The 19,455-nt window shown below is 67.7% G+C and carries 18 protein-coding genes and 4 tRNA genes; 7 read left to right on the forward strand and 15 right to left on the reverse strand.

From position 1 onward, the window contains the following. Positions 1-12: 12 nt before the first annotated feature. The 5 genes from AKG07_RS04180 to pdxS form a co-directional block, all read right to left on the reverse strand. Positions 13-3,366 (reverse strand): ATP-binding protein, encoded by a 3,354-nt coding sequence (locus AKG07_RS04180; RefSeq protein WP_053099120.1) that lies wholly within the window; start codon positions 3,364-3,366, stop codon positions 13-15. Continuing rightward, positions 3,363-4,022 (reverse strand): DUF4194 domain-containing protein, encoded by a 660-nt coding sequence (locus AKG07_RS04185; protein WP_053099121.1) that lies wholly within the window; start codon positions 4,020-4,022, stop codon positions 3,363-3,365. Before AKG07_RS04185 ends, AKG07_RS04180 begins: the two co-directional genes overlap by 4 nt. Continuing rightward, positions 4,015-5,478, reverse strand: coding sequence for a DUF3375 domain-containing protein (locus AKG07_RS04190; protein ID WP_053096186.1), 1,464 nt, complete (start codon positions 5,476-5,478; stop codon positions 4,015-4,017). The genes AKG07_RS04185 and AKG07_RS04190 overlap by 8 nt, the downstream gene beginning before the upstream one ends. 73 nt (positions 5,479-5,551) lie before the next feature. Further along, positions 5,552-6,157, reverse strand: coding sequence for a pyridoxal 5'-phosphate synthase glutaminase subunit PdxT (pdxT, locus tag AKG07_RS04195; protein ID WP_053096188.1), 606 nt, complete (start codon positions 6,155-6,157; stop codon positions 5,552-5,554). Beyond that, positions 6,147-7,040 (reverse strand): pyridoxal 5'-phosphate synthase lyase subunit PdxS, encoded by an 894-nt coding sequence (pdxS, locus tag AKG07_RS04200; RefSeq protein WP_053096190.1) that lies wholly within the window; start codon positions 7,038-7,040, stop codon positions 6,147-6,149. Before pdxS ends, pdxT begins: the two co-directional genes overlap by 11 nt. A 114-nt stretch (positions 7,041-7,154) precedes the next feature. Between pdxS and AKG07_RS04205 the strand changes: the two genes are divergently transcribed. Further along, positions 7,155-8,462 (forward strand): aminotransferase class I/II-fold pyridoxal phosphate-dependent enzyme, encoded by a 1,308-nt coding sequence (locus tag AKG07_RS04205; RefSeq protein WP_053096192.1) that lies wholly within the window; start codon positions 7,155-7,157, stop codon positions 8,460-8,462. A gap of 46 nt (positions 8,463-8,508) precedes the next feature. Continuing rightward, the gene (pdxY, locus tag AKG07_RS04210; protein WP_053096194.1) at positions 8,509-9,360 is read left to right on the forward strand and encodes a pyridoxal kinase PdxY; all 852 of its coding nucleotides are present in this window, start codon (positions 8,509-8,511) and stop codon (positions 9,358-9,360) included. 21 nt (positions 9,361-9,381) lie between these two features. Here the strand turns inward: pdxY and AKG07_RS04215 are convergent, their stop codons facing one another. The 3 genes from AKG07_RS04215 to AKG07_RS04225 form a co-directional block, all read right to left on the reverse strand. Next, positions 9,382-9,930: an HIT family protein gene (locus AKG07_RS04215; RefSeq protein WP_053096196.1), complete on the reverse strand. Its 549-nt coding sequence runs from the start codon at positions 9,928-9,930 to the stop codon at positions 9,382-9,384. Then, the gene (thrS, locus tag AKG07_RS04220; protein WP_232224560.1) at positions 9,927-11,852 is read right to left on the reverse strand and encodes a threonine--tRNA ligase; all 1,926 of its coding nucleotides are present in this window, start codon (positions 11,850-11,852) and stop codon (positions 9,927-9,929) included. The genes AKG07_RS04215 and thrS overlap by 4 nt, the downstream gene beginning before the upstream one ends. A 121-nt stretch (positions 11,853-11,973) precedes the next feature. After that, positions 11,974-12,333: a YnfA family protein gene (locus AKG07_RS04225; protein ID WP_053096200.1), complete on the reverse strand. Its 360-nt coding sequence runs from the start codon at positions 12,331-12,333 to the stop codon at positions 11,974-11,976. A gap of 101 nt (positions 12,334-12,434) precedes the next feature. Here AKG07_RS04225 and AKG07_RS04230 point away from each other — a divergent pair, with 101 nt between their 5' ends. Both AKG07_RS04230 and AKG07_RS04235 read left to right on the forward strand, forming a co-directional pair. Beyond that, positions 12,435-12,854 (forward strand): DoxX family protein, encoded by a 420-nt coding sequence (locus tag AKG07_RS04230; RefSeq protein ID WP_053096202.1) that lies wholly within the window; start codon positions 12,435-12,437, stop codon positions 12,852-12,854. A gap of 56 nt (positions 12,855-12,910) precedes the next feature. Further along, positions 12,911-14,260, forward strand: coding sequence for a cryptochrome/photolyase family protein (locus AKG07_RS04235; RefSeq protein WP_053096204.1), 1,350 nt, complete (start codon positions 12,911-12,913; stop codon positions 14,258-14,260). Positions 14,261-14,331: 71 nt separating this feature from the next. On the opposite strand, the gene AKG07_RS04240 is transcribed toward AKG07_RS04235, so the two are convergent. From AKG07_RS04240 to AKG07_RS04250, 3 genes are all read right to left on the reverse strand, one after another. Continuing rightward, positions 14,332-14,403, reverse strand: a tRNA-Val gene (locus AKG07_RS04240). 25 nt (positions 14,404-14,428) lie between these two features. Then, positions 14,429-14,499: transfer RNA gene (locus AKG07_RS04245), tRNA-Cys, on the reverse strand. A gap of 53 nt (positions 14,500-14,552) precedes the next feature. After that, positions 14,553-14,625: transfer RNA gene (locus tag AKG07_RS04250), tRNA-Gly, on the reverse strand. 152 nt (positions 14,626-14,777) lie between these two features. Between AKG07_RS04250 and AKG07_RS04255 the strand changes: the two genes are divergently transcribed. The 3 genes from AKG07_RS04255 (at position 14,778) to AKG07_RS04265 (ending at position 15,850) form a co-directional block, all read left to right on the forward strand. Beyond that, positions 14,778-14,853: transfer RNA gene (locus AKG07_RS04255), tRNA-Val, on the forward strand. A gap of 92 nt (positions 14,854-14,945) precedes the next feature. Then, positions 14,946-15,398, forward strand: coding sequence for a hypothetical protein (locus AKG07_RS04260; RefSeq protein ID WP_053096207.1), 453 nt, complete (start codon positions 14,946-14,948; stop codon positions 15,396-15,398). Between the two features lie 89 nt (positions 15,399-15,487). After that, the gene (locus AKG07_RS04265; RefSeq protein ID WP_230101217.1) at positions 15,488-15,850 is read left to right on the forward strand and encodes a GIY-YIG nuclease family protein; all 363 of its coding nucleotides are present in this window, start codon (positions 15,488-15,490) and stop codon (positions 15,848-15,850) included. A gap of 51 nt (positions 15,851-15,901) precedes the next feature. On the opposite strand, the gene AKG07_RS04270 is transcribed toward AKG07_RS04265, so the two are convergent. The 4 genes from AKG07_RS04270 to zapE form a co-directional block, all read right to left on the reverse strand. Then, positions 15,902-16,285, reverse strand: a complete 384-nt coding sequence (locus AKG07_RS04270; RefSeq protein ID WP_053096209.1) for an SPW repeat domain-containing protein — start codon at positions 16,283-16,285, stop codon at positions 15,902-15,904. A 94-nt stretch (positions 16,286-16,379) separates the two neighbouring features. Next, complete coding sequence (locus AKG07_RS04275; protein ID WP_082297816.1) at positions 16,380-16,958, reverse strand: type II toxin-antitoxin system PemK/MazF family toxin; 579 nt, start codon at positions 16,956-16,958, stop codon at positions 16,380-16,382. Between the two features lie 20 nt (positions 16,959-16,978). Beyond that, positions 16,979-18,217: an ammonium transporter gene (locus AKG07_RS04280; RefSeq protein WP_053096211.1), complete on the reverse strand. Its 1,239-nt coding sequence runs from the start codon at positions 18,215-18,217 to the stop codon at positions 16,979-16,981. Positions 18,218-18,332: 115 nt separating this feature from the next. Further along, entirely contained in the window at positions 18,333-19,382 is a 1,050-nt protein-coding gene (zapE, locus tag AKG07_RS04285) for a cell division protein ZapE (RefSeq protein ID WP_053096214.1), read from the reverse strand. Positions 19,383-19,455 lie beyond the last annotated feature (73 nt).

The following is a 19,455-nucleotide window of genomic DNA, read 5'->3' on the forward strand; positions in this document are numbered from 1 at the left end:
GCATCGCCGGTGTCACTCGGCGGGCAGACCGACCTTCGGCCGTGCCCAGGAGCGGCCGCGCGTGTCCTTGAGGATGTCGTACTCCACGTCGACATGCGGTTCGATGGCGCTGTACTTGTCGTTCGGCGCACCGATCACGAGCTGGAAGCCGAGACCCCGCCATGCTCCGATCGCACGCTTCGTGAAGTGCGCGTCCGCCTTGATCAGGGCCTCGTCCATGAACACGGGTGCATACCTCGGACGCTCGGCACCCGCGTCGCCGAGCTGGTAGCGCAGTGCCGCGCCCACGATGAAGGCGACCAGCTCCTGCGACTCTCCACCCGATTTCTCGCCGATGTGGTCGTAGAGCGCGACATGCTCCCGGGTCGTCGCATGGACCCGCTCCGCGCTCACCCGCACATGGTTGCGCACGTCGATGAGCTCGGCGAAGTCGGGAGCTGTGCGTCGCATCCGACCGATGAGACGGCTCATCCTCCGGTAGACGCTCTCACGATCGACATCCGTCTCCGCTGCGTCGATGAGGCTGCGCACCTCGCGAAGCTCCTTGCGGAATCGCCTGCGCGCCTCGGACTGGTTCTCGCGCGGTGTGATCTGAAGACGGTGATCATCGTCGTAGAACGGCAGCTCCTCCATGATCCTGTTGATCGGGTCGATGCGGTTCTTGATCTCGCGCAGTGCACGACCCAGCGTCGAATCCAGGCTCGTCAGATCGTTTCCGGAGAGCTTGAGGAGGCTGTCTCGCCATTCGGATTCCAGCTCGTGCAGGCCGTTGGTCTCGAGCGCCACGAGGATGCTCTCGAACTCCGCGACCGACTCGTCGGGGTCGGGGAGGATCGTGAGCGTATCCCAGCGCTCGAGGAAACCGGTCATCAGGCGTCGCATCTGCTCACGCTGCTCGGCGTGCGCCGCGGCTGCCGACGTGCGGTCCTCGAGCAGTCTGGTCGCGGCCGTGCGCAATGCGGCGTCGAGGTGAGCGAGGCGCTCCGACGCCGTCACGCTGACGGCCGCGTCTGCTCCGAGGAAGCGCGCGTCGAGGAACGAACGATGCCGCTCCTCCAGCGCGATCTCGGCCGCCTCAGCCGCATCGACGATCCGCTGACAGTCGTCGACCTGGTCGGTGACCTCCACCCAACGGTCCTGAGCGAGTGTGAGGTCTCCCCCGAGTCGGGAGCTCTCGTCGCGCAGACGGCCGACCCGTTTTCTGAGCTCCTCGGCCTGCGACTTCAGCTCGGCGATCTTCGGGTTCTCGTCGGTGACCTCCGCCTCCACTGCGACCCATCGCGCGCGCTCCGCCGTGACGGCCTCGACGTCGATCTGATCCCAGGTGAGGTCCTCGATCTTCGCGTGCGCCTTGGACGTCGCCTCGATCCAGTCGAGGTCGGCCTCGGCGTCCGCAGCGGCCTGAGTCGCAGCATCGCGGCGGCTCTCGAGCTGGCTGATCTGCTCGTCGAGCTCGCGAAGACGGCGCGCGTTCGAGAATCCGAGCATGTTCGCCCGGCCATGCCCGCCATGGGACCCGCGGTCTCCGTGCGACACCTGCCCCGCGAGCGTCAGCGCGCGAGGGTGCTCGGCGAGCTCGGTCGACGAGTCCACGCACACGTACTCGAACCGCTCACGGAGTCGCTGCTGAAGCCATCCGGTGAACGGCGTCGATCGGTGATCGAGACGACCGGGGAGCGTGCGGGGGTCCGCCGTCCGAGACTCGGCGACGCCCGTCGGGACGCCTTCGTAGCTGATCCGCTCAGCGATGCGCACCGACTCGATGGCCGCACGGAACCGCCCGAGGTCCGCGACATCGACGAGCAATGTCCGCGCGAACCCGCCGAGGGCGAGGTTGAACGCGTCCCGCCAGGGCTCGAACTCGGTGCGCACCTCGATGAGCTCACCGACGAAGGGCAGATCCGTCGGGGTGAGCCCGGCCGCCTGGGCGAGGAGAGTTCTCGCCTCATGCAGATGCGCGGGAATGCTCCCGCGGAGCTCACGGGTGCGGTCCTGCTCGGCACGCGCGCGACTCAGCTCGCTCTCGACCGCTCGGCGCGACGACTCTGCATCGGCGAAGGCGGCGCGGGCTCCGCGCAGTCCGCTCTGCGGGAGCTCCCGGCCGACGCGGGCGAGCAGTTCCTCGAAATCGGATGCGGTGCGCACCTCGGCGCCGAGCTCCCTGGCGACGCTGTCGAAGCGCGCCCGCTCGCGCTGGACGTCCTCCAGTCGGCGCTCGACACCCCGCAGCTCGCGCTGAGCGGTCTCGAGGCGGTCGCCTCCGGACTGCCGCAGGACGTCGAGCAGCCCCTCCCGCTCGACCTCGGCGGCGGCGATCAGTGCGTTCTTCTCGCGGACGGCCAGCTGCAGCGCCTGGGTGCGGTCACGCAGATCCGCCTCCACCTCGCGCAGCAGATCGAGGCGGCGCTCGGCGCTCCACAGGGACGCGAGGGAGGTCGGCTCCGAGAAGACCCCGACCTCGTCCACGACGCTCATCCGCGCCGACGCCGCCTCGATGCGCTGCGAGATCTCGCGGATCGGCTCGAGAGCCGCCACCTGCTGCTTGGCGACGAGCATCCGCGTCCGGGTGCTCTCCAACTCATCGAAATGAGCGACCACCGCGTCCGCGGTCGCCATCGTCTCGGGCTCCTCGAGCACGAGCTTCTTGTAGAGGTCGTCGACCGTCGTGATCTGCTGACCGGCCTGGATGCGGGCGAGAAGACTGATCGCCTTCGCCCCCGAACCGGCCGCGCCGATGCCGAGCACGGCGTGAAGTCGAGCCGAGAACTCGCGGTCGGTCGCCACGGGCTCCAGCCCGACGGCGCGCACCGACGCGTCACTGAGTCGCTGGACCGCAGCGCGTTCGAGCTGCGAGAGGTCGAAGGCGCCGTCGATCGTGGCCCGCAATCGCGTGGTGTCCTCGAGGGTGCGGGCGTCCGCGGGGATGTACCACCCGCGCACCGCCGTGAAGCGCGAGCCGTCGTGATCCAACCACGTCATCGAGACGGCGCTCCAGGTGTCCTCGCCGTCGCCGCGCAGCACGCGGAGCTTCGTCCCCTCCTCGGTGCGGGACTCGTCGATCTTGCCGCGCCCGTACGACAGGATGTTCCGCTGCTCGTCGCCGCGGGGACGGCCCGTGACGCCGCCGTTGGACGCGCCGTTGAAGGGCGTCGTGTGCGGCATCATCAGCGCGATGTAGCCGTCCATGAGCGTCGACTTGCCCGACCCCGATCCGCCGCACAGCAGGGTCGCATCGGGCGAGAACCGCACGCGGTGGGGACCGCCGTCGTAGCCGCCCCAGTTGATGAGCTGGAGCTCCTCCGCGACCCACTGCTGACCGCGTGAGCTCGCGGGGATCATCCCGAAGAGCGTGTCCATCATCGTCATCGCGCCACCACCGCCTGGGATCGCAGCCACTCCCGCAGCTCCTTGAGCGTCTCCGCACTGAGCACCACCTCGACGAGCGCGGTGATCCGGTAGCGTCCGCTGGTCTCCTCCTGCACGATGCCCTCTCGATCCAGCCGATCCAATGCGCTGCGGATGGCGCGCTGCTGCTTCGCGGTTCCGCCGTCGACGTCCGCGAAGTAGCTCAGCACGGTCTGCTCGACGTCCTCGATGTCGATCCGCACTGAACCCTCGCCGGACGCGGACTCGCGCTGGTAGACGGTCCGCAGGTGCACGAGAACGAGCGTCTCGGCGCGCGAGTACGGAGAGTCCTTCAGCAGCACGGGCATCTCGACCTCGTCAGAGCGCAGCTGCTGCTTGTACGCGAACCCTCTGGCGTGATCGATGATCAGACGCAGGTAGATGTCGTTGAGCCGCGACTCGATCACCTGCTGGTGCTCGAGCAGCAGCGTCCACTCACGTCGGTTGCGCTCCATCGAGATGAAACGCCGCTGGAGCAGGTGCACGAGCACGCGTCTGATCTCGGGATCGAGCGTGCCGCGATCGCCGGGGAAGTGCGCCTCGAGGTCGTCCTCCATCGCCGTCGGAGCGATGAACCCCTCATCCGCGCCGGCTGTGGTGAGGTCGTCGTCACTCATCATCTGAATCCTCTTTCGTGCTGCGGGCGGTCACGGCGCCGAATGCGAATCGCCTGCTCGTGCCGTCCGGGCGCAATGCTTCGACCGTCGAGATGCCATCTCCCTCGGTGAGGCCGTTCCGGTGCGCGATCTCGAGCAGACCGAGCAGATCGACAGGGCGCCGAGCCGCGTCGGGCACCGACCGGAAGGCATCGGCGAGGTCGAAGTCCGTCCCCAGTCCGGCGACGTATTCCTCGAGCTCGGCATATCTCGGACCACCCCAGGCGCGCGTGTCGTGATCGAGGAAGTCGACGTCATCGGCGTCGGCGAGGGGCGCCGGTGCACGCGGCGGGCGGATATCGCTGGTGGTCTGACGCAGATGCCCGAGATCGATCAGCGGCATGCTGCGCACCGGGTCGACGACCGTCGCCGGGCCGGACCACCCATGGAGCCCGGCGATGACGTCGCGCAGGAGGTCGTCGATCTGACGATCGCGCAGCGGATCGTGGGTCTTCACCTGGCCGGTGATCACGTGCGAAGCGCGGCGCTGCGCGGCCAGCACCTCCTCCACCCCCTGCTCTACGCGTCGACCGATGGCGTCGAGCTCGGCGCGCTGCGCGCCGTCGAGCATACGGGCGAAGGGCCGGCCGAGCAGTCCGCGAAGCTGCTCTGTGAGGGCATCGATGCGATCGGGGTCGCCGATCAGACGCAGGGCTCCTGCGAACGCGCGCCCCTCCGGTGTCGACTGCATCACATCCTGGGCGCGCTGCAGATACTCGCGGAGCACTTCGCTCGTCGGTCTCTCGTCCCTGCGCAGGTGGGCGACGACGTCGCGTTGCATCGACCTGAGCGACTCGGCGACGCGCGTGAAATCGGCGGGCAGTTCGCGTGCCAGGTGCAGGACGTTCTCGGCCTCCTCGAGGAGCTCCTCATCGTCGGCAGGGTCGGCATGCCCGGTCTCCTGGATGCGAGCGATCTCTGCGTCGAGCAGATCGCGTTCGTCATACAGCCGCGCCAGCCGCCGGACCGGGTCGACTTCCGCGCTCACCGACAGGTGGTCGACCGCGTCGAGGAGGGTGCGCACGCGGGAGTTCGACACGCGCGTGCGCCCTCCGCCGGTGCGGCCGGATATCTCGAGTGCTGCGACGGCATGCGCAGACAGGCGGTAGACCTCGACGTCGTCGTCGATCTGCTGGATCAGCCAGCCGAGGCGCACCCAGTTCCGGCACACGTCCCGGCCGCTCCCGGACGGAAGCCGCCTGTCGTCGTCGTACCCCGCCGCTCGGAGTTCGTCGAGCACCTCGCCCAGCTCGGCGTGCGCATCCGCGACCGCGACAGACGCCCGGTCGGCGGTGAACAGAAGAGTGAGCGACGCGACCACGAACGGGGCGAACCGACCGTGCAGCAGATCGAGTGTCGGGGTGCTGAATGCGGTGACGGCACGCGCATACGCGGCCTCAGCCCTGGATCCAGTCACTCGAACGAGAATAGTCCGACCTCGGGCCCTCGCCTGTCACGCGCCGGTCCGTGGCGGGTCGCACGGCATGGCGTCAACGGCGCGAGGTGCGCTCCCGGACTCCCGCGAGGAACAGCTCGTGAAAGCGCGTCTCGCCGTCGACCTCGGGGTGGAAGCTGGTGCCGACGAGTGGCCCCTGCCGCACGGCGACGATTCTGCCGTCCGGAAGCGAGGCGACCACCTCGACCCGCTCGCCTGCGCGTTCGACGATCGGAGCTCGGATGAACGTCGCGTGCACGGGCACCTCACCGAGCGCCGGAACGTCGAGGTCCATCTCGAAGGACTCCGTCTGGCGTCCGAAGGCATTTCGGCGTACGGCGATGTCCAGGCCGCCGAATGACTGCTGTCCCTCGATGCCGTCGAGTACCTCATCGGCGAGAAGGATCAGCCCGGCGCATGTCCCATACACGGGGAGTCCCGCAGCGATCGCGTCCCTGATCGGCTCCTGCATCCCGAATGTGCGCGACAGCTTGTCGATCACGCTGGACTCGCCGCCGGGGATGACGAGACCGTCGACAGACGCAAGCTCCTCCGGGCGGCGCACCAGCGCCACCTCGGCTCCGAGTCCCGCGAGCAGGGCGGCGTGCTCGCGCACGTCGCCCTGCAGCGCGAGGACGCCGACCCGTGGACTACCAGCCACGCTCGGCCAGGCGGTGCGGCGCGGGGAGGTCGGAGACGTTGATGCCGACCATAGCCTCGCCGAGTCCGCGTGAGACCTCGGCGATCACCTTGGCGTCATCGAAGAAGGTGGTCGCCTTGACGATCGCCTTGGCGCGCTCCGCCGGGTTGCCGGACTTGAAGATGCCCGAGCCCACGAAGACGCCGTCGGCGCCCAGCTGCATCATCATCGCTGCATCCGCGGGGGTCGCGACGCCACCCGCGACGAACAGCACGACGGGGAGCTTGCCGGTCTCGGCGATCTCGGCCACGAGCTCGTACGGCGCCTGCAGCTCTTTCGCCGCGACGAACAGCTCGTCCTTCGGAAGAGACGTGAGAGCCGCGATCTCGCCACGGATCTTCCTGATGTGCTTCATCGCCTCGGAGACATCCCCCGTGCCGGCCTCACCCTTGGAGCGGATCATCGCCGCGCCCTCATTGATGCGGCGCAGCGCCTCACCGAGGTTGGTGGCACCGCAGACGAAGGGCACAGCGAAGCCGTGCTTGTCGATGTGGTTCACGTAGTCGGCGGGAGAGAGCACCTCGGACTCGTCGATGTAGTCGACGCCGAGCTCCTGCAGCACCTGCGCTTCGACGAAGTGGCCGATGCGTGCCTTCGCCATGACGGGGATCGACACCGACGCGATGATGCTGTCGATCATGTCGGGGTCGCTCATGCGCGAGACACCGCCCTGTGCGCGGATGTCGGCGGGAACCCGCTCGAGCGCCATGACGGCGACGGCGCCCGCGTCTTCGGCGATCTTGGCCTGATCGGCGGTGACCACGTCCATGATCACGCCGCCCTTGAGCATCTCGGCGAGACCGCGCTTGACGCGCGAGGATCCGGTGGTGGTCTGTTCGGTCATGAAAGCTCCTGTCGGGGAAGCACGATGTGCATGAGTGTGTCGAACGATGTCTCGTTTGATCTAGGCCAAACAGTAGCACTGTCCGGAACGACCTAGAATCGGTGGTGAGGACACATGAGCGACCAGATCACCGGAACGACCGCAGCGGACATCGCCGACAGCGTGCGCGGTCTGCGCGAGCGCGGTGTGCTGCGCGCCGGCAGTCCCCTCCCTCCCGTGCGGGAGCTCGCCACGACCCTCGGAGTCAATCGCAACACCGCGGTCGCCGCATACCGACAGCTCGCTCAGGCCGGGCTCGTGATCTCCCGAGGTCGCGCCGGCACGGTCATCGCCGGTCTCGAGTCGGTGGCCCAGGAGGGCTACGCCTCCGATACGGTGCTGCGCGACGTCGGGACCGGCAACCCGGACCCTCGACTGATCCCCGATCCATCGCCTGCGCTGGCCACGGTGGCCGGTCGTCCGGTGCTCTACGGCGAGCCCGTCATCGACCCGGGGCTGCAGGACTGGGCGCGCGAATGGATCGCGCATGATCTCGGTCACCTCGACTTCGGCATCACCGTCACGAGCGGCGCCGTCGACGCCGTCGAGCGACTGCTCGCGCAGGCGCTGATGCGCGACGATGCCGTCGCACTCGAGGATCCCTGCTTCCTGGCGAGCATCCACACGGTCCGACTCGGCGGGTATCGGGCCGTTCCCGTGCCGGTGGACGAACAGGGGATGACGGTCGAGGGGCTGCGCGCCGCCTTGGATGCCGGCGTGCGAGCGGTGATCTGCACCCCGCGCGCTCAGAACCCGACGGGGGCGAGTCTCACGGCCGCTCGTGCGGCGGAGCTGCGCGCCGTGCTCGCCGCTCATCCGTACGTGCTGATCATCGAGGACGATCACTTCTCGATGCTGTCGCAGCGTCCATACGAATCGCTGATCGGCCCGGACCACCGGCGGTTCGCGCTGGTGCGCTCGGTCTCGAAGTTCCTCGGGCCGGACATGTGCCTCGCCATCGCGGCGACGGATGCCACCACGGCAGAGCGCCTCGCCATGCGTCTGAGTCCCGGAACCACTTGGGTCAGCCACCTGCTGCAGCGTCTCACCCTCACTCAGCTGACCGACGAGTCGGTGCTCGCACGCATCGCCGACGCCCGCGAGCACTACGCGGCACGCAATGCGGCCTTCGCGTCGCGGCTGCGTGAGCATGGCCTCGACTCCCCCGCCACCGACGGTCTGAGCCTGTGGATCGAGTTGCCGAAGCCGGCGCGCATCGTCGCCGAACGCCTCATGCGTCGGGGCTGGCTCGCTCGAACCGGCGACGACTTCGCCCTCGACGAACGCGCCGATCCGTCGCGCCATCTGCGCCTCACAGTGCATGATCTGTCCGAAGACGACACTGCGACACTCGTCGCCGACCTCGTATCGGCCGCACGATGACCCACCGCCGCGGGAGCATTCCCGCTCTGAAAGAAAGGATCGGGGAATGAAGGTCCTCTCCATCCAGTCCGCCGTCGCGTACGGGCATGTCGGGAACTCCGCCGCGGTCTTCCCGTTGCAGCGCATCGGCGTCGAGGTTCTGCCGGTCTACACCGTGAACTTCTCCAATCACACAGGCTACGGCGCCTGGCGCGGTCCGCTCATCTCGCCGGACGACGTGCGCGAGGTCATCACGGGCATCGAGGAGCGCGGCGTGTTCGGCGAGATCGACGCGGTGCTGAGCGGTTACCAGGGCGGCGAGGGCATCGGCGAGGTGATCATCGACGCCGTGGCGCGCGTCAAGGCCGCCAATCCCGCCGCCGTGTACGCCTGCGATCCGGTGATGGGCAACGCGAAGTCAGGATGCTTCGTCGCCCCGGCCATCCCGATCCTGCTGCGCGAGAAGGTCGTGCCGGCTGCCGACATCATCACCCCGAACCAGTTCGAGCTCGGGTTCCTGACCGGCACCGAGCCCGACACGCTCGAGTCCACCCTGGCCTCGGTCGACCTGGCCATGGCGATGGGACCGAGCACGGTGCTGGTCACGAGCGTCGAGCGGCCGGACCGTGAGGACGACACGATCGAGATGCTCGTGGCCGACGCCGCAGGAGCCTGGATCGTGCAGACGCCTCGGCTTCCGATGAAGGCGAACGGCTCGGGCGACGTCACCGCGGCGCTCTTCACGGCCCACTATGTCGGATCCGGTGACGCGAAGACGGCGCTCGAGCGCACCGCGTCCAGCGTGTTCGACCTGCTCGCCGCGACCCTCGAGTCGGGTGCGCGCGAGCTGCAGCTCGTCGAAGCGCAGGAGTTCTACGCCAACCCTCGGATGCAGTTCACGGCACGCCAGGTGCGCTGACCCGCGATTCCGAGCCGTGGCCTACGCCGTCGTCGGCCAGGCGTTCGCCACGGCTTCGCGCACCTCGCCGAGCAGCTGGGGCAGGGCCTTGGTCTTGGCGATGATCGGGAAGAAGTTGGCGTCCGACGTCCACCGCGGCACGATGTGCTGGTGCAGGTGGCCGTCGACTCCGGCACCGGCGACGGCACCCTGATTCATCCCGATGTTGAAGCCGTCGCAGCGCGAGACCTCGCGGAGCACGCGCATGCCGATCTGGGTCAGTGCCCCGATCTCGGCGACCTCCTCGGGTGTTGCCTGGTCGTAGGTGCCGATGTGGCGGTACGGGCACACCAGCAGGTGTCCGGAGTTGTACGGGAAAAGGTTGAGCAGCACATAGGCCGTCTCCCCCCGGGCGACGATCAGCCGCTCGGCATCCGGGAACTTCGGAGCCTCGCAGAACGGGCACTCCTCGCGCAGTGGCTCAGGACCAGCCTGGATGTAGGCCATCCGGTGCGGCGTCCAGAGCCGCTGGAACTCGTCGGGGACGCCCGCGAACTCGCCGGCGTCCTCCCACGACTCCGAGGACGTCACGCCAGGTCCCCTGCTGTCTGCACGAGAGTGTGTGCATCGATCGCTGCGCGGATGCGCGCTACTGCATCGGTGATCGGCACGCCGTTCTCCTGCGTGCCGTCGCGGTAGCGGAACGAGACGGTGCCCGCGTCGCGATCCTTCTCGCCCGCGATCAGCAGCAGCGGGACCTTGCCGGTCGTGTGCGTGCGGATCTTCTTCTGCATCCGGTCGTCGGAGGCGTCGAGCTCGGCGCGCACGCCCTGCGTGCGCAGCGTCTGGACGATCTCGCCCAGGTAGTCGGCGAACTCGTCGGCGACGGGGATTCCCACGACCTGCACGGGCGACAGCCACACCGGGAAGTCGCCGGCGTAGTGCTCGAGGAGGATCGCGAAGAACCGCTCGATCGAGCCGAACAGCGCACGGTGGATCATGATCGGACGCTTCTTCTGGCCGTCCTTGTCCATGTACTCGAGCTCGAAGCGCTCGGGCAGGTTCGGGTCGACCTGCACGGTCGACAGCTGCCAGGTGCGGCCGATCGCATCACGCGTCTTGAGGTCGATCTTCGGTCCGTAGAACGCGGCCTCGCCGGGGACTTCGGTGAGCTTCAGGCCGGATGCCACGGCGACCCGGCGGAGAGCATCGGTCGACGATTCCCAGAACTCGTCCGAGCCGATCCACTTGGACTTCTCGTCATCCTTCATCGACAGCTCGAGCTCGAAGTCGGTGAGCCCGAAGTCGCGCAGCATCGACAGGATGAACTCCAGGACCTTCGCGACCTCGCCCTCGAGCTGATCGGGGGTGACGAACAGGTGCGAGTCATCCTGAGTGAAGCCGCGCACTCGGGTGAGGCCGTGCAGCGCACCGGAGAGCTCGTTGCGATAGACGGTGCCGTTCTCGGCGAACCGCAGGGGCAGATCGCGGTAGCTGCGCGCGCGCTCCTTGTAGATCAGGATGTGCATCGGGCAGTTCATGGGCTTCAGGTAGTAGTCCTGGCCCTGCTTCGTGATGTTGCCCTCGTCGTCGCGCTCCTCGTCCATGACGATCGGCGGGTACATGCCCTCCTTGTACGTCACGAGGTGGTTCGAGGTGAGGAAGAGGTCTTCCTTCGAGATGTGCGGGGTGTACACGTAGGTGTAGCCGCCCTCGATGTGGCGCCTGCGAGCGTGCTGCTCCATCTCGCCGCGGACGATGCCGCCACGGGGGTGCCAGACCGACAGACCCGAACCGATCTCCTCGGGGAACGAGAAGAGGTCGAGCTCCTTGCCGAGACGGCGGTGGTCGCGCTTGGCGGCCTCCTCGAGGCGGTGCTGGTACTCACGCAGCTCGTCCTTCGACGGCCAGGCGGTGCCGTAGATCCGCTGCAGCTGCGGGTTCTTCTCGCTGCCCCGCCAGTATGCGGCGGCGATGCGGGTCAGATCCCAGCCGTTGCCGATCATGCGGGTGTTGGGCAGGTGCGGCCCGCGGCAGAGGTCCTTCCAGACGACCTCGCCGTCGCGGGTCGTGTTGTCGTAGATCGTCAGCTCGCCCTCGCCGACCTCGACGGAGGCGCCCTCGGCGGCTTCCTTGCCGCCCTTGAGACCGATGAGCTCGAGCTTGAACGGCTCGTCGGCCAGCTCTGCCCGCGCCTCGTCGTCCGTGACGACACGACGCACGAAGCGCTGCCCCTCACGGACGATGCGCTGCATCTCCTTCGTGATGGCCTTGATGTCTTCGGGCGTGAACGGGGTGTCGACGCCGAAGTCGTAGTAGAAGCCGTCGGTGATGGGCGGCCCGATGCCCAGGTTCGCCTGCGGGTTGATCCGCTGCACCGCCTGCGCGAGCACGTGCGCGGCCGAGTGACGCAGGATGTTCAGCCCGTCGGGACTGTCGATCGTGACCGGCTCGACCTCGTCGGCATCCGTCACTGTCGCGGCGAGGTCCTTGAGGGTCCCGTTGACGCGCATGGCGACGACTGAACGGTCAGAGAACAGGGCGAAGCCGTCTTTCGGCTGAGCATTTTCAGGCACTGCACACTCCATCTGGGTCTGGATCTAGGCTACTCGCATGCCCGGGGGCCGCTGACCGCTACGACGCCACCTCAGACTCGGTGTTCGCCGCCGTGGGAGCGAGGATGATGATCGCCGCGCCGACGAGCGCGATCGCCGAGCCGACCCAGTCCCAGACGGTCGGCTTGAAGCCGTCGACGATGATGCCCCACGCGAGCGATCCGGCGATGAACACCCCGCCGTACGAGGCGAGCACACGTCCGAAGTTCGCGTCAGGCTGGAGCGCCGCGATGAACCCGTACGCACCGAGAGCCATCACGCCGAGCACAGCGAAGACCCAGCCACGGTTCTCCTTCACGGCCTGCCAGATCAGCCACGCGCCGCCGATCTCGGCGACGGCGGCGAGCACGAAGAGGATGCTGATGCGCAGGACGGTCATGCACTCAGTGTGGCAAAGGCCGCCACTTGGGCGGGCAGACCTGCCGCGACGCGCCCGGGCGACACCCGTGAGCTCCGATTCCGCCGGGGTAGCGTGAGCGGATGATCAGACCACTGGCGCGCTGGATCCTCGCACTCGCCCTGGGTGCGATCGGCATCGTCCACTTCACGAGCACCCGCGGTTTCCGCGTCGTCGTGCCTGACTGGGCGACTCGGGCCACTCGTCTCGACAAGGAGGCGATCATCATCGCGTCGGGCGCGGCGGAGGTCGCCCTCGCCGCCGGGCTGCTCCTGCTGCCGAACGAGAGACGGCGTGTCGGAATCGCCACCGCCGCGTTCTTCGTCGCCGTGTTCCCGGGAAACGTGCACCAGTGGCGCACTCACCGGTCCACCCCGGGGCTCGACACCGAGGCGCGGCGTCTGGGACGACTCTTCCTCCAGCCTCTTCTCGTCGTCTGGGCGCTGTGGGCGACGACTGAGCCGGCTCGACCGCGGATGCGCGCCGTGCCTCGTATCCGCTGAGCAGCCGGCAGCGCAAGCCCGCCCACTCGTTCCGTCCACCCCGTCAGAATGGAGCCATGGCCTCTCCCTCGCTCGTCTGGCTCCGCGACGACCTTCGACTCGCCGACAATCCGGCGCTCAGGGCGGCGATCGATCGCGGTGAACCACTGGTCGTGCTGTTCGTCCTCGACGAGGAGTCCCCCGGCATCCGACCGCTCGGCGGAGCCGCACGCTGGTGGCTCCACCACTCCCTCGCGTCTTTGGACGATGCGCTGCGGGAACTCGGCGCCACTCTGACGCTGCGTCGAGGTCCTGCCGAACGCATCGTCCGCGAGACCGTCGCAGACTCCGGCGCGACTGCCGTGTTCTGGAACCGGCGATACGGGGGCGCCGAACGCGAGGTCGACACCGCGCTCAAGGCGGCGCTGCGTGCGGACGGCCACGAGGTCACGTCGTTCCAGGCGTCGCTGCTGCACGAACCGTGGACGGTGAAGACCGGCGGCGGCACCCACTTCTCGGTGTTCACGCCGTTCTGGCGGGCATGCCTCTCCCTCCCCACGCCGCGAGCGCCCCTCCCTGCGCCCCGGAGTCTCGCTGGGGTGCCCCAGCCCCCGGCGTCCGACGATCTCGTCGACTGGAATCTGCTGCCGACCCGCCCCGACTGGGCGGGCGGACTCCGCGACGCCTGGGAGCCCGGTGAGCCGGCGGCCAGAGCTCGGCTGCGTACGTTCCTGCATGACGACATCGGCTCGTACGATCGCGCGCGGGACGAGCCGTCGGCGGGCGCGACGTCACTGCTGTCACCGCGTCTGCGCTGGGGCGAGCTGAGCCCGTTCACCGTGTGGCACGCGGCGGTGGAGGCCGATGGCGCGGCCGGGTTCCTCTCGGAGTTGGGCTGGCGCGAATTCGCCTGGCACACAACGTTCCACGCACCGGACATCGCCACGAAGAACCTCCGCCGTCAGTACGACGCCTTCCCCTGGCCGCGGCTCAAGCCGTCGGAACTCGAGGCGTGGCAGCGCGGCGATACCGGGATCCCGCTCGTCGATGCGGGGATGCGCGAACTGTGGCACACGGGTTTCATGCACAACCGGGTGCGCATGGTGACGGCCTCGTTCCTCGTGAAGAACCTGCTCATCGACTGGCGGCGCGGCGAGGAGTGGTTCTGGGACACCCTGGTCGACGCCGACGGCGCGAGCAACCCGTTCAACTGGCAGTGGGTGGCAGGATCCGGCGCCGACGCCGCCCCGTACTTCCGCGTCTTCAATCCCGAGCTGCAGGCGAAGAAGTTCGACCCGCACGGCCTGTACATCTCGGAGTGGGCGTCGGATGCCCCGACAGAGCCGATCGTCGATCTCGCGGCCACCCGCAAAGCGGCGCTCGCAGCGTACGAGGTCGTCAAGCGGTCGTCCCCGGTCTCGGGGTGACCGCCGCCGGTGACGGCTGCGCCCCGTCATGGGACAACAAAAAACCCCCGGAGAACCGGGGGTTTTGTCTGTGCGCGATACTGGGATCGAACCAGTGACCTCTTCCGTGTCAGGGAAGCGCGCTACCGCTGCGCCAATCGCGCCCGTTGGGGCTATTCAGTTACTGAGAGGTGGCGACGGGATTCGAACCCGTGTAAACGGCTTTGCAGGCCGGTGCCTAGCCGCTCGGCCACGCCACCGTGTGGATTGACCCCACGTGCCGAAGGCCTTCCGAAGAAGGCCCCTGCACTTGAGCGGATGACGAGACTCGAACTCGCGACCCCAACCTTGGCAAGGTTGTGCGCTACCAACTGCGCTACATCCGCGTTGTTCCCGGTTGTTGTCCCGGGCACTTATGAAACATTAGCCGATGATCGGCGACTGTCCAAACCGAAACCGAATCTCGCGCGTGTCTCGCAGGGTGGTCAACTTGGCCTCCGACGGTCGGGTAGTATCGGTTGACGTACCCCGCAGGTATGGGCGATTGGCGCAGTTGGTAGCGCGCTTCCTTCACACGGAAGAGGTCATCGGTTCGAGTCCGGTATCGCCCACCACAGAACCCCGCGCATCTGAGATGCCGCGGGGTTTTCTCATGTCGCGAGGGCGCGGGAGCCAGCGCCGATCTTTCGATTGCTAGCGTTGCGGCATGCCCACCCTGCTCGACGACTTCCTCTCCGGAGATCGCGGACGCGTGATGCACGCGGTGTGGGAGACGATCCGCTCGCGGGATGCCGCGACTCTCGCCCCCCTCGTCGCCGCGCTTCCGCAGCTCCGGCGCGAGGCGACGAGGCTCGATCTGGGCGGGATGATCTATTCGAACAACGCCCATTTGGCGAACGCGCTCACCAAACTCGAACAGTATCGCGACAGGGAGTGCTGGTGCGCCGCTTACCCCGGGCTGCTCACGAATGACCCCGAGAAGGAACAGGCGCTCGGCCACGTCAGCATCCTCTCGACGAGCGATCCTGGCTGGTCGATGACCTATGTCACCGAATGCGCCGTGTGCGGGAGGCTGTTCGATGTCGAGCAGGGGGACCATCACTTCATGTGGTGGAGATGGGTGCCGCGCGGGGTGAAGAGAAGTCGCGGAGAGGTCTGACGTCGGTGGCCGGCGGTAGCGTTCCGACCATGCCGCGCACTCCGCTCCCGAGCCCTTGTCCGCTCTGCGGCCATGGAGACGCGGTGCACGTGACCACCGCGCTGCTGTGCGACTGGTGCGGGTGGCGTTACGGCGACTCCCCCGACCCCGACCTCCCCCGCCCGGTGGTCGAGGTGGTCTATTACATCCGCTACGACCGTCGGGTGAAGATCGGCACGAGTCGCCGGCCGCGTCAACGACTCGCGAGCATCCGCCACGACGAGCTCCTCGCGTTCGAGCCGGGTGGCCGTGCGGTGGAGCAATCGAGACACCGCGAGTTCGCCGACATCCGGGAGGGCGGCGAATGGTTCACCCTCACCCCGTATCTCGCGGCCCACATCGATGGACTGCGCACGCTGGACGACCCCTGGCAGCTCTACGCGCGCTGGGTGGCGGCGGCATTGCAGAACTGAAGCCCCGCACAGGGCCGACGTTCCGTGCGGGGCTTCAGAGTTCGTACGCCATCAGACGCGAGCGGTGGCCTTGACCTTCGCGGGCTGCGGCTGCGAGAACAGCACGACCACGATCACGGCGACGCCGACGACCACGTGCGGCACCCAGACGTTCGGCGCCTCCGTCGAGAAGCCGAAGATCCACGGCGACAGCGCCAGGAACAGGCTCGCGACGATGTCGAACACGAGGTGGACGGGCATCGGGATGACGCCGAACGGCCCCCATTCGTACTTCGTGAAGAGGCTGTAGACGATGAGCCCGATTCCGAGCACGATCGGGATGATCACGGCGGGGCCGCCCATGCTCGCGAAGCCGAAGAGCCACGGAGCGGCGATCAGCGCCACTCCGACGATGTAGTCGAGAATTCCATGGACCTTGGTGGGGATGAAACGCATGATTCCTCCTGTGGTGTCGTCGCATCCTGCGACTCACAGACTGTTCGCAGCCGTTCGTCGAACGGATTGCGACCGGGTCACACGGATCGGGGCTTCAGGCGGTCGCCCAGCCGTATCGTCGAGCCAGAGCCGAAGCGACCTCCCCGTAGCGCGACCGGTCGAGCACCGCGGCCTCACGGCGCAGTCCGCTCTCGTGCACGCTGTACAGCAGCTCGATGTCGACCCAGGACTCCCGTCCCTGCGCGTCCCAGCCGCCGGAGCCGATCGACAGATAGTCGCGGTCGCCGTCGTGCGGCTTGCTCGTCATCCGCACCGCATAGACACGTTCTGCGGATTCGCGCCCGATCACGAGCACCGGCCGATCCTTGCCTCGACCGTCGTTCTCCTCGTAGGGCACCCAGGTCCAGATGATCTCACCCGCGTCAGGGGCGCCGTCCCGGTCGGGCGCGTAGCCGATGCGGAGGTCATCGATCCGGTCGGGGTCGACCCGCCGTGTCTCGGTGCCGCGCGACGCCGCTCTCGACGCCCCTGAGGCGGAGCGGACCTCCTCGGAGGTGCGCAGACGCGAGACCGGGCGTCTCCGACGAGTTTTCGTCCGAGACGCCCGGTCAGATCCCAGTGCTGTGAAGAGGATCTCCGCGAGTCGTGCCAGGATGCCGTTGGTGTTGCTCACACGGTCACCCTAACGGCAGTTCAGGCGTCGGCCAGCGCGTAGCCCTCCTCGCCGTGGACGACCTGGTCGACACCGGCGATCTCGTCTTCGCTCGTGATGCGGAAGCCGATCGTCTTCTCGATCGCGAAGCCGATGATGAAGGCGACGACGAAGGAGTAGATCAGCACACCGAGCGCTGCGATCGCCTGGACGGCGAGCTGACGTGCGTCGCCTCCGACGAACAGACCGGTCTCGGTGGCGAAGAAGCCGAGGTACAGCGTTCCGATGAGGCCACCCACCAGGTGGATGCCGACCACGTCGAGCGAGTCGTCGAAGCCGAGACGGAACTTCATCTCGACCGCCAGCGCGCAGACGATACCGGCGACGGCACCGAGCAGCAGCGACCATCCGGGCGTCAGGTTCGCGCAGGCCGGGGTGATGGCGACGAGACCGGCGACCGCGCCGGACGCTGCACCGACCGAGGTTGCCTTGCCGTCCTTGATGCGCTCGATGAGGATCCAGCCGAGGATCGCCGCCGCCGTGGCGCCGAGGGTGTTCAGGCCGATGAGTCCGACGCCGCCCATGTCCTCTGCGAGCCACTCCGCGCCGGCGTTGAAGCCGAACCAGCCGAACCACAGCAGCGCTGCGCCGAGGAGCGTCAGCGGCACGTTGTGCGGCTTGAGGATGCCCTTCTGGAAGCCGATGCGCTTGCCGAGGACGATCGCGAGGGCGAGAGCCGCGGCGCCGGCGTTGATGTGCACCGCTGTACCACCGGCGTAGTCGATGACGCCGATGCCGCTGTCCTCACCGAACAGCGTGGTGCCGAGGTTCATGATCCAGCCGCCGCCCCAGACCCATGCGGCTACGGGGAAGTATCCGACGGTGGCGAAGACACCGGCGAAGATGAGCCAGCTGCCGAACTTCGCGCGGTCGGCGATGGCGCCCGAGATGAGCGCGACGGTGATGATCGCGAAGGTCGCGCCGTAGGCGACTCCGAGAAGTGCGACGTTCGAGCCCTCACCGGCCGCGAGGCTCGAGAGACCGAAGTCGGCGAAGGGGTTGCCGGCGAATGCCGTCGGGCTGTCGACCGCGCTCATCGAGAATCCGAAGAGGATCCAGAGGACGGCGACGAGACCGATCGAGCCGAAGCTCATCATCATCATGCTGACGACGCTCTTGGCCTTGACGAGACCGCCGTAGAAGAAGGCGACGCCGGGCGTCATGAGCAGTACGAGGGCGGTCGCGGTGATCGCCCAGGAGATGTTGCCTGGAGCATCCATAGTCAAACCTCACATTCGGGAAACTGAGAGCTTCAGTGTGACGAGGCCCGATTTCCGGAATGCGTGAGGTTTGTTGCGGTGGCGTTACAGAGACGCCGCGTGTGTGAACACTGCGTTACGCGACACTGCGATCCGCGTGTGTAAGTGCATTGAGTCTGGAGACAGCGCGCAGGTATTTCTTGCGGTATCCCCCGTTCAGCATCTCTTCTGCGAAGACCTGGTCGAGGCTCACACCGGTGGCGACGATCGGGATCTGCGCGTCGTACACGCGGTCGACGAACGCGACGAAGCGCAGAGCCTCGGACTGATCGGTCAGGATCTGCACATCCCGCAGGCCCACGAGATCCAGCTCGGCGATGATCCGCAGGTACCGCGAGGGGTGCACTCGGGCCAGGTGACGGATGACGTCGGCGAAGGAATCGTCGGATGCGTTTCCGTGCCCCGCCCCCTCGTCGATCGCGCGGGCATAGGAATCGTCGTCGCTCACGACGGCGTGCCCGTCGAGCGCCCGCTGGCGGAAGTCGACGCCGTCGATGCGGATCGTCTGGAAGCTGTCGGACATCGCGTGGATCTCTCGGAGGAAGTCCTGTGCGGCGAAGCGGCCCTCACCCAATGCGTTCGGCGGAGTGTTCGAGGTCGCCGCGAGCTTGGTGCCGGTGGGAACCAGCTCGCCGATGAGCCGAGTCATGACCATGGTGTCGCCCGGGTCATCGAGTTCGAACTCGTCGATGCACAGCAGGTCTGCACCCTTGAGCAGGTCGACGGTGTTCTTGTAACCGAGCGCGCCGACCAGAGCCGTGTACTCGATGAACGAGCCGAAGTACTTCCTGCGCGCGGGCATCGCGTGATAGATCGACGCCAGCAGGTGGGTCTTGCCGACGCCGAATCCGCCGTCGAGATAGACGCCCGGCTTCGTCTCCGGCTCCTTCTTGGCTCGGCTGAAGAATCCGCCCCGCTTGAGCGGAGCACCGCGTCCGGCGAACCGGATGAGCGTCTCCTTGGCGTCCTCCTGCGAGGGGTAGGCGGCATCGGCACGATAGCTCTCGAACGTCGCACCGTCGAACTGCGGCGGCGGCACGAGGCTGGCCAGCATCTCGGGACCGGTGACGGTCGGCTGTCGATCTGTCAGGTGCACGATGCCCGTGCGGCTGGGCGTGTCGGTCATCACGGTCCTGTGTCGGGGGCGCACCTGTGTCGAAGTCTTACGAATCGGGTGCAGGGCGCACGGCGTGGATCTA

It is taken from the genome of Microbacterium sp. CGR1, from assembly GCF_001266755.1.
Classification (GTDB): domain Bacteria; phylum Actinomycetota; class Actinomycetes; order Actinomycetales; family Microbacteriaceae; genus Microbacterium.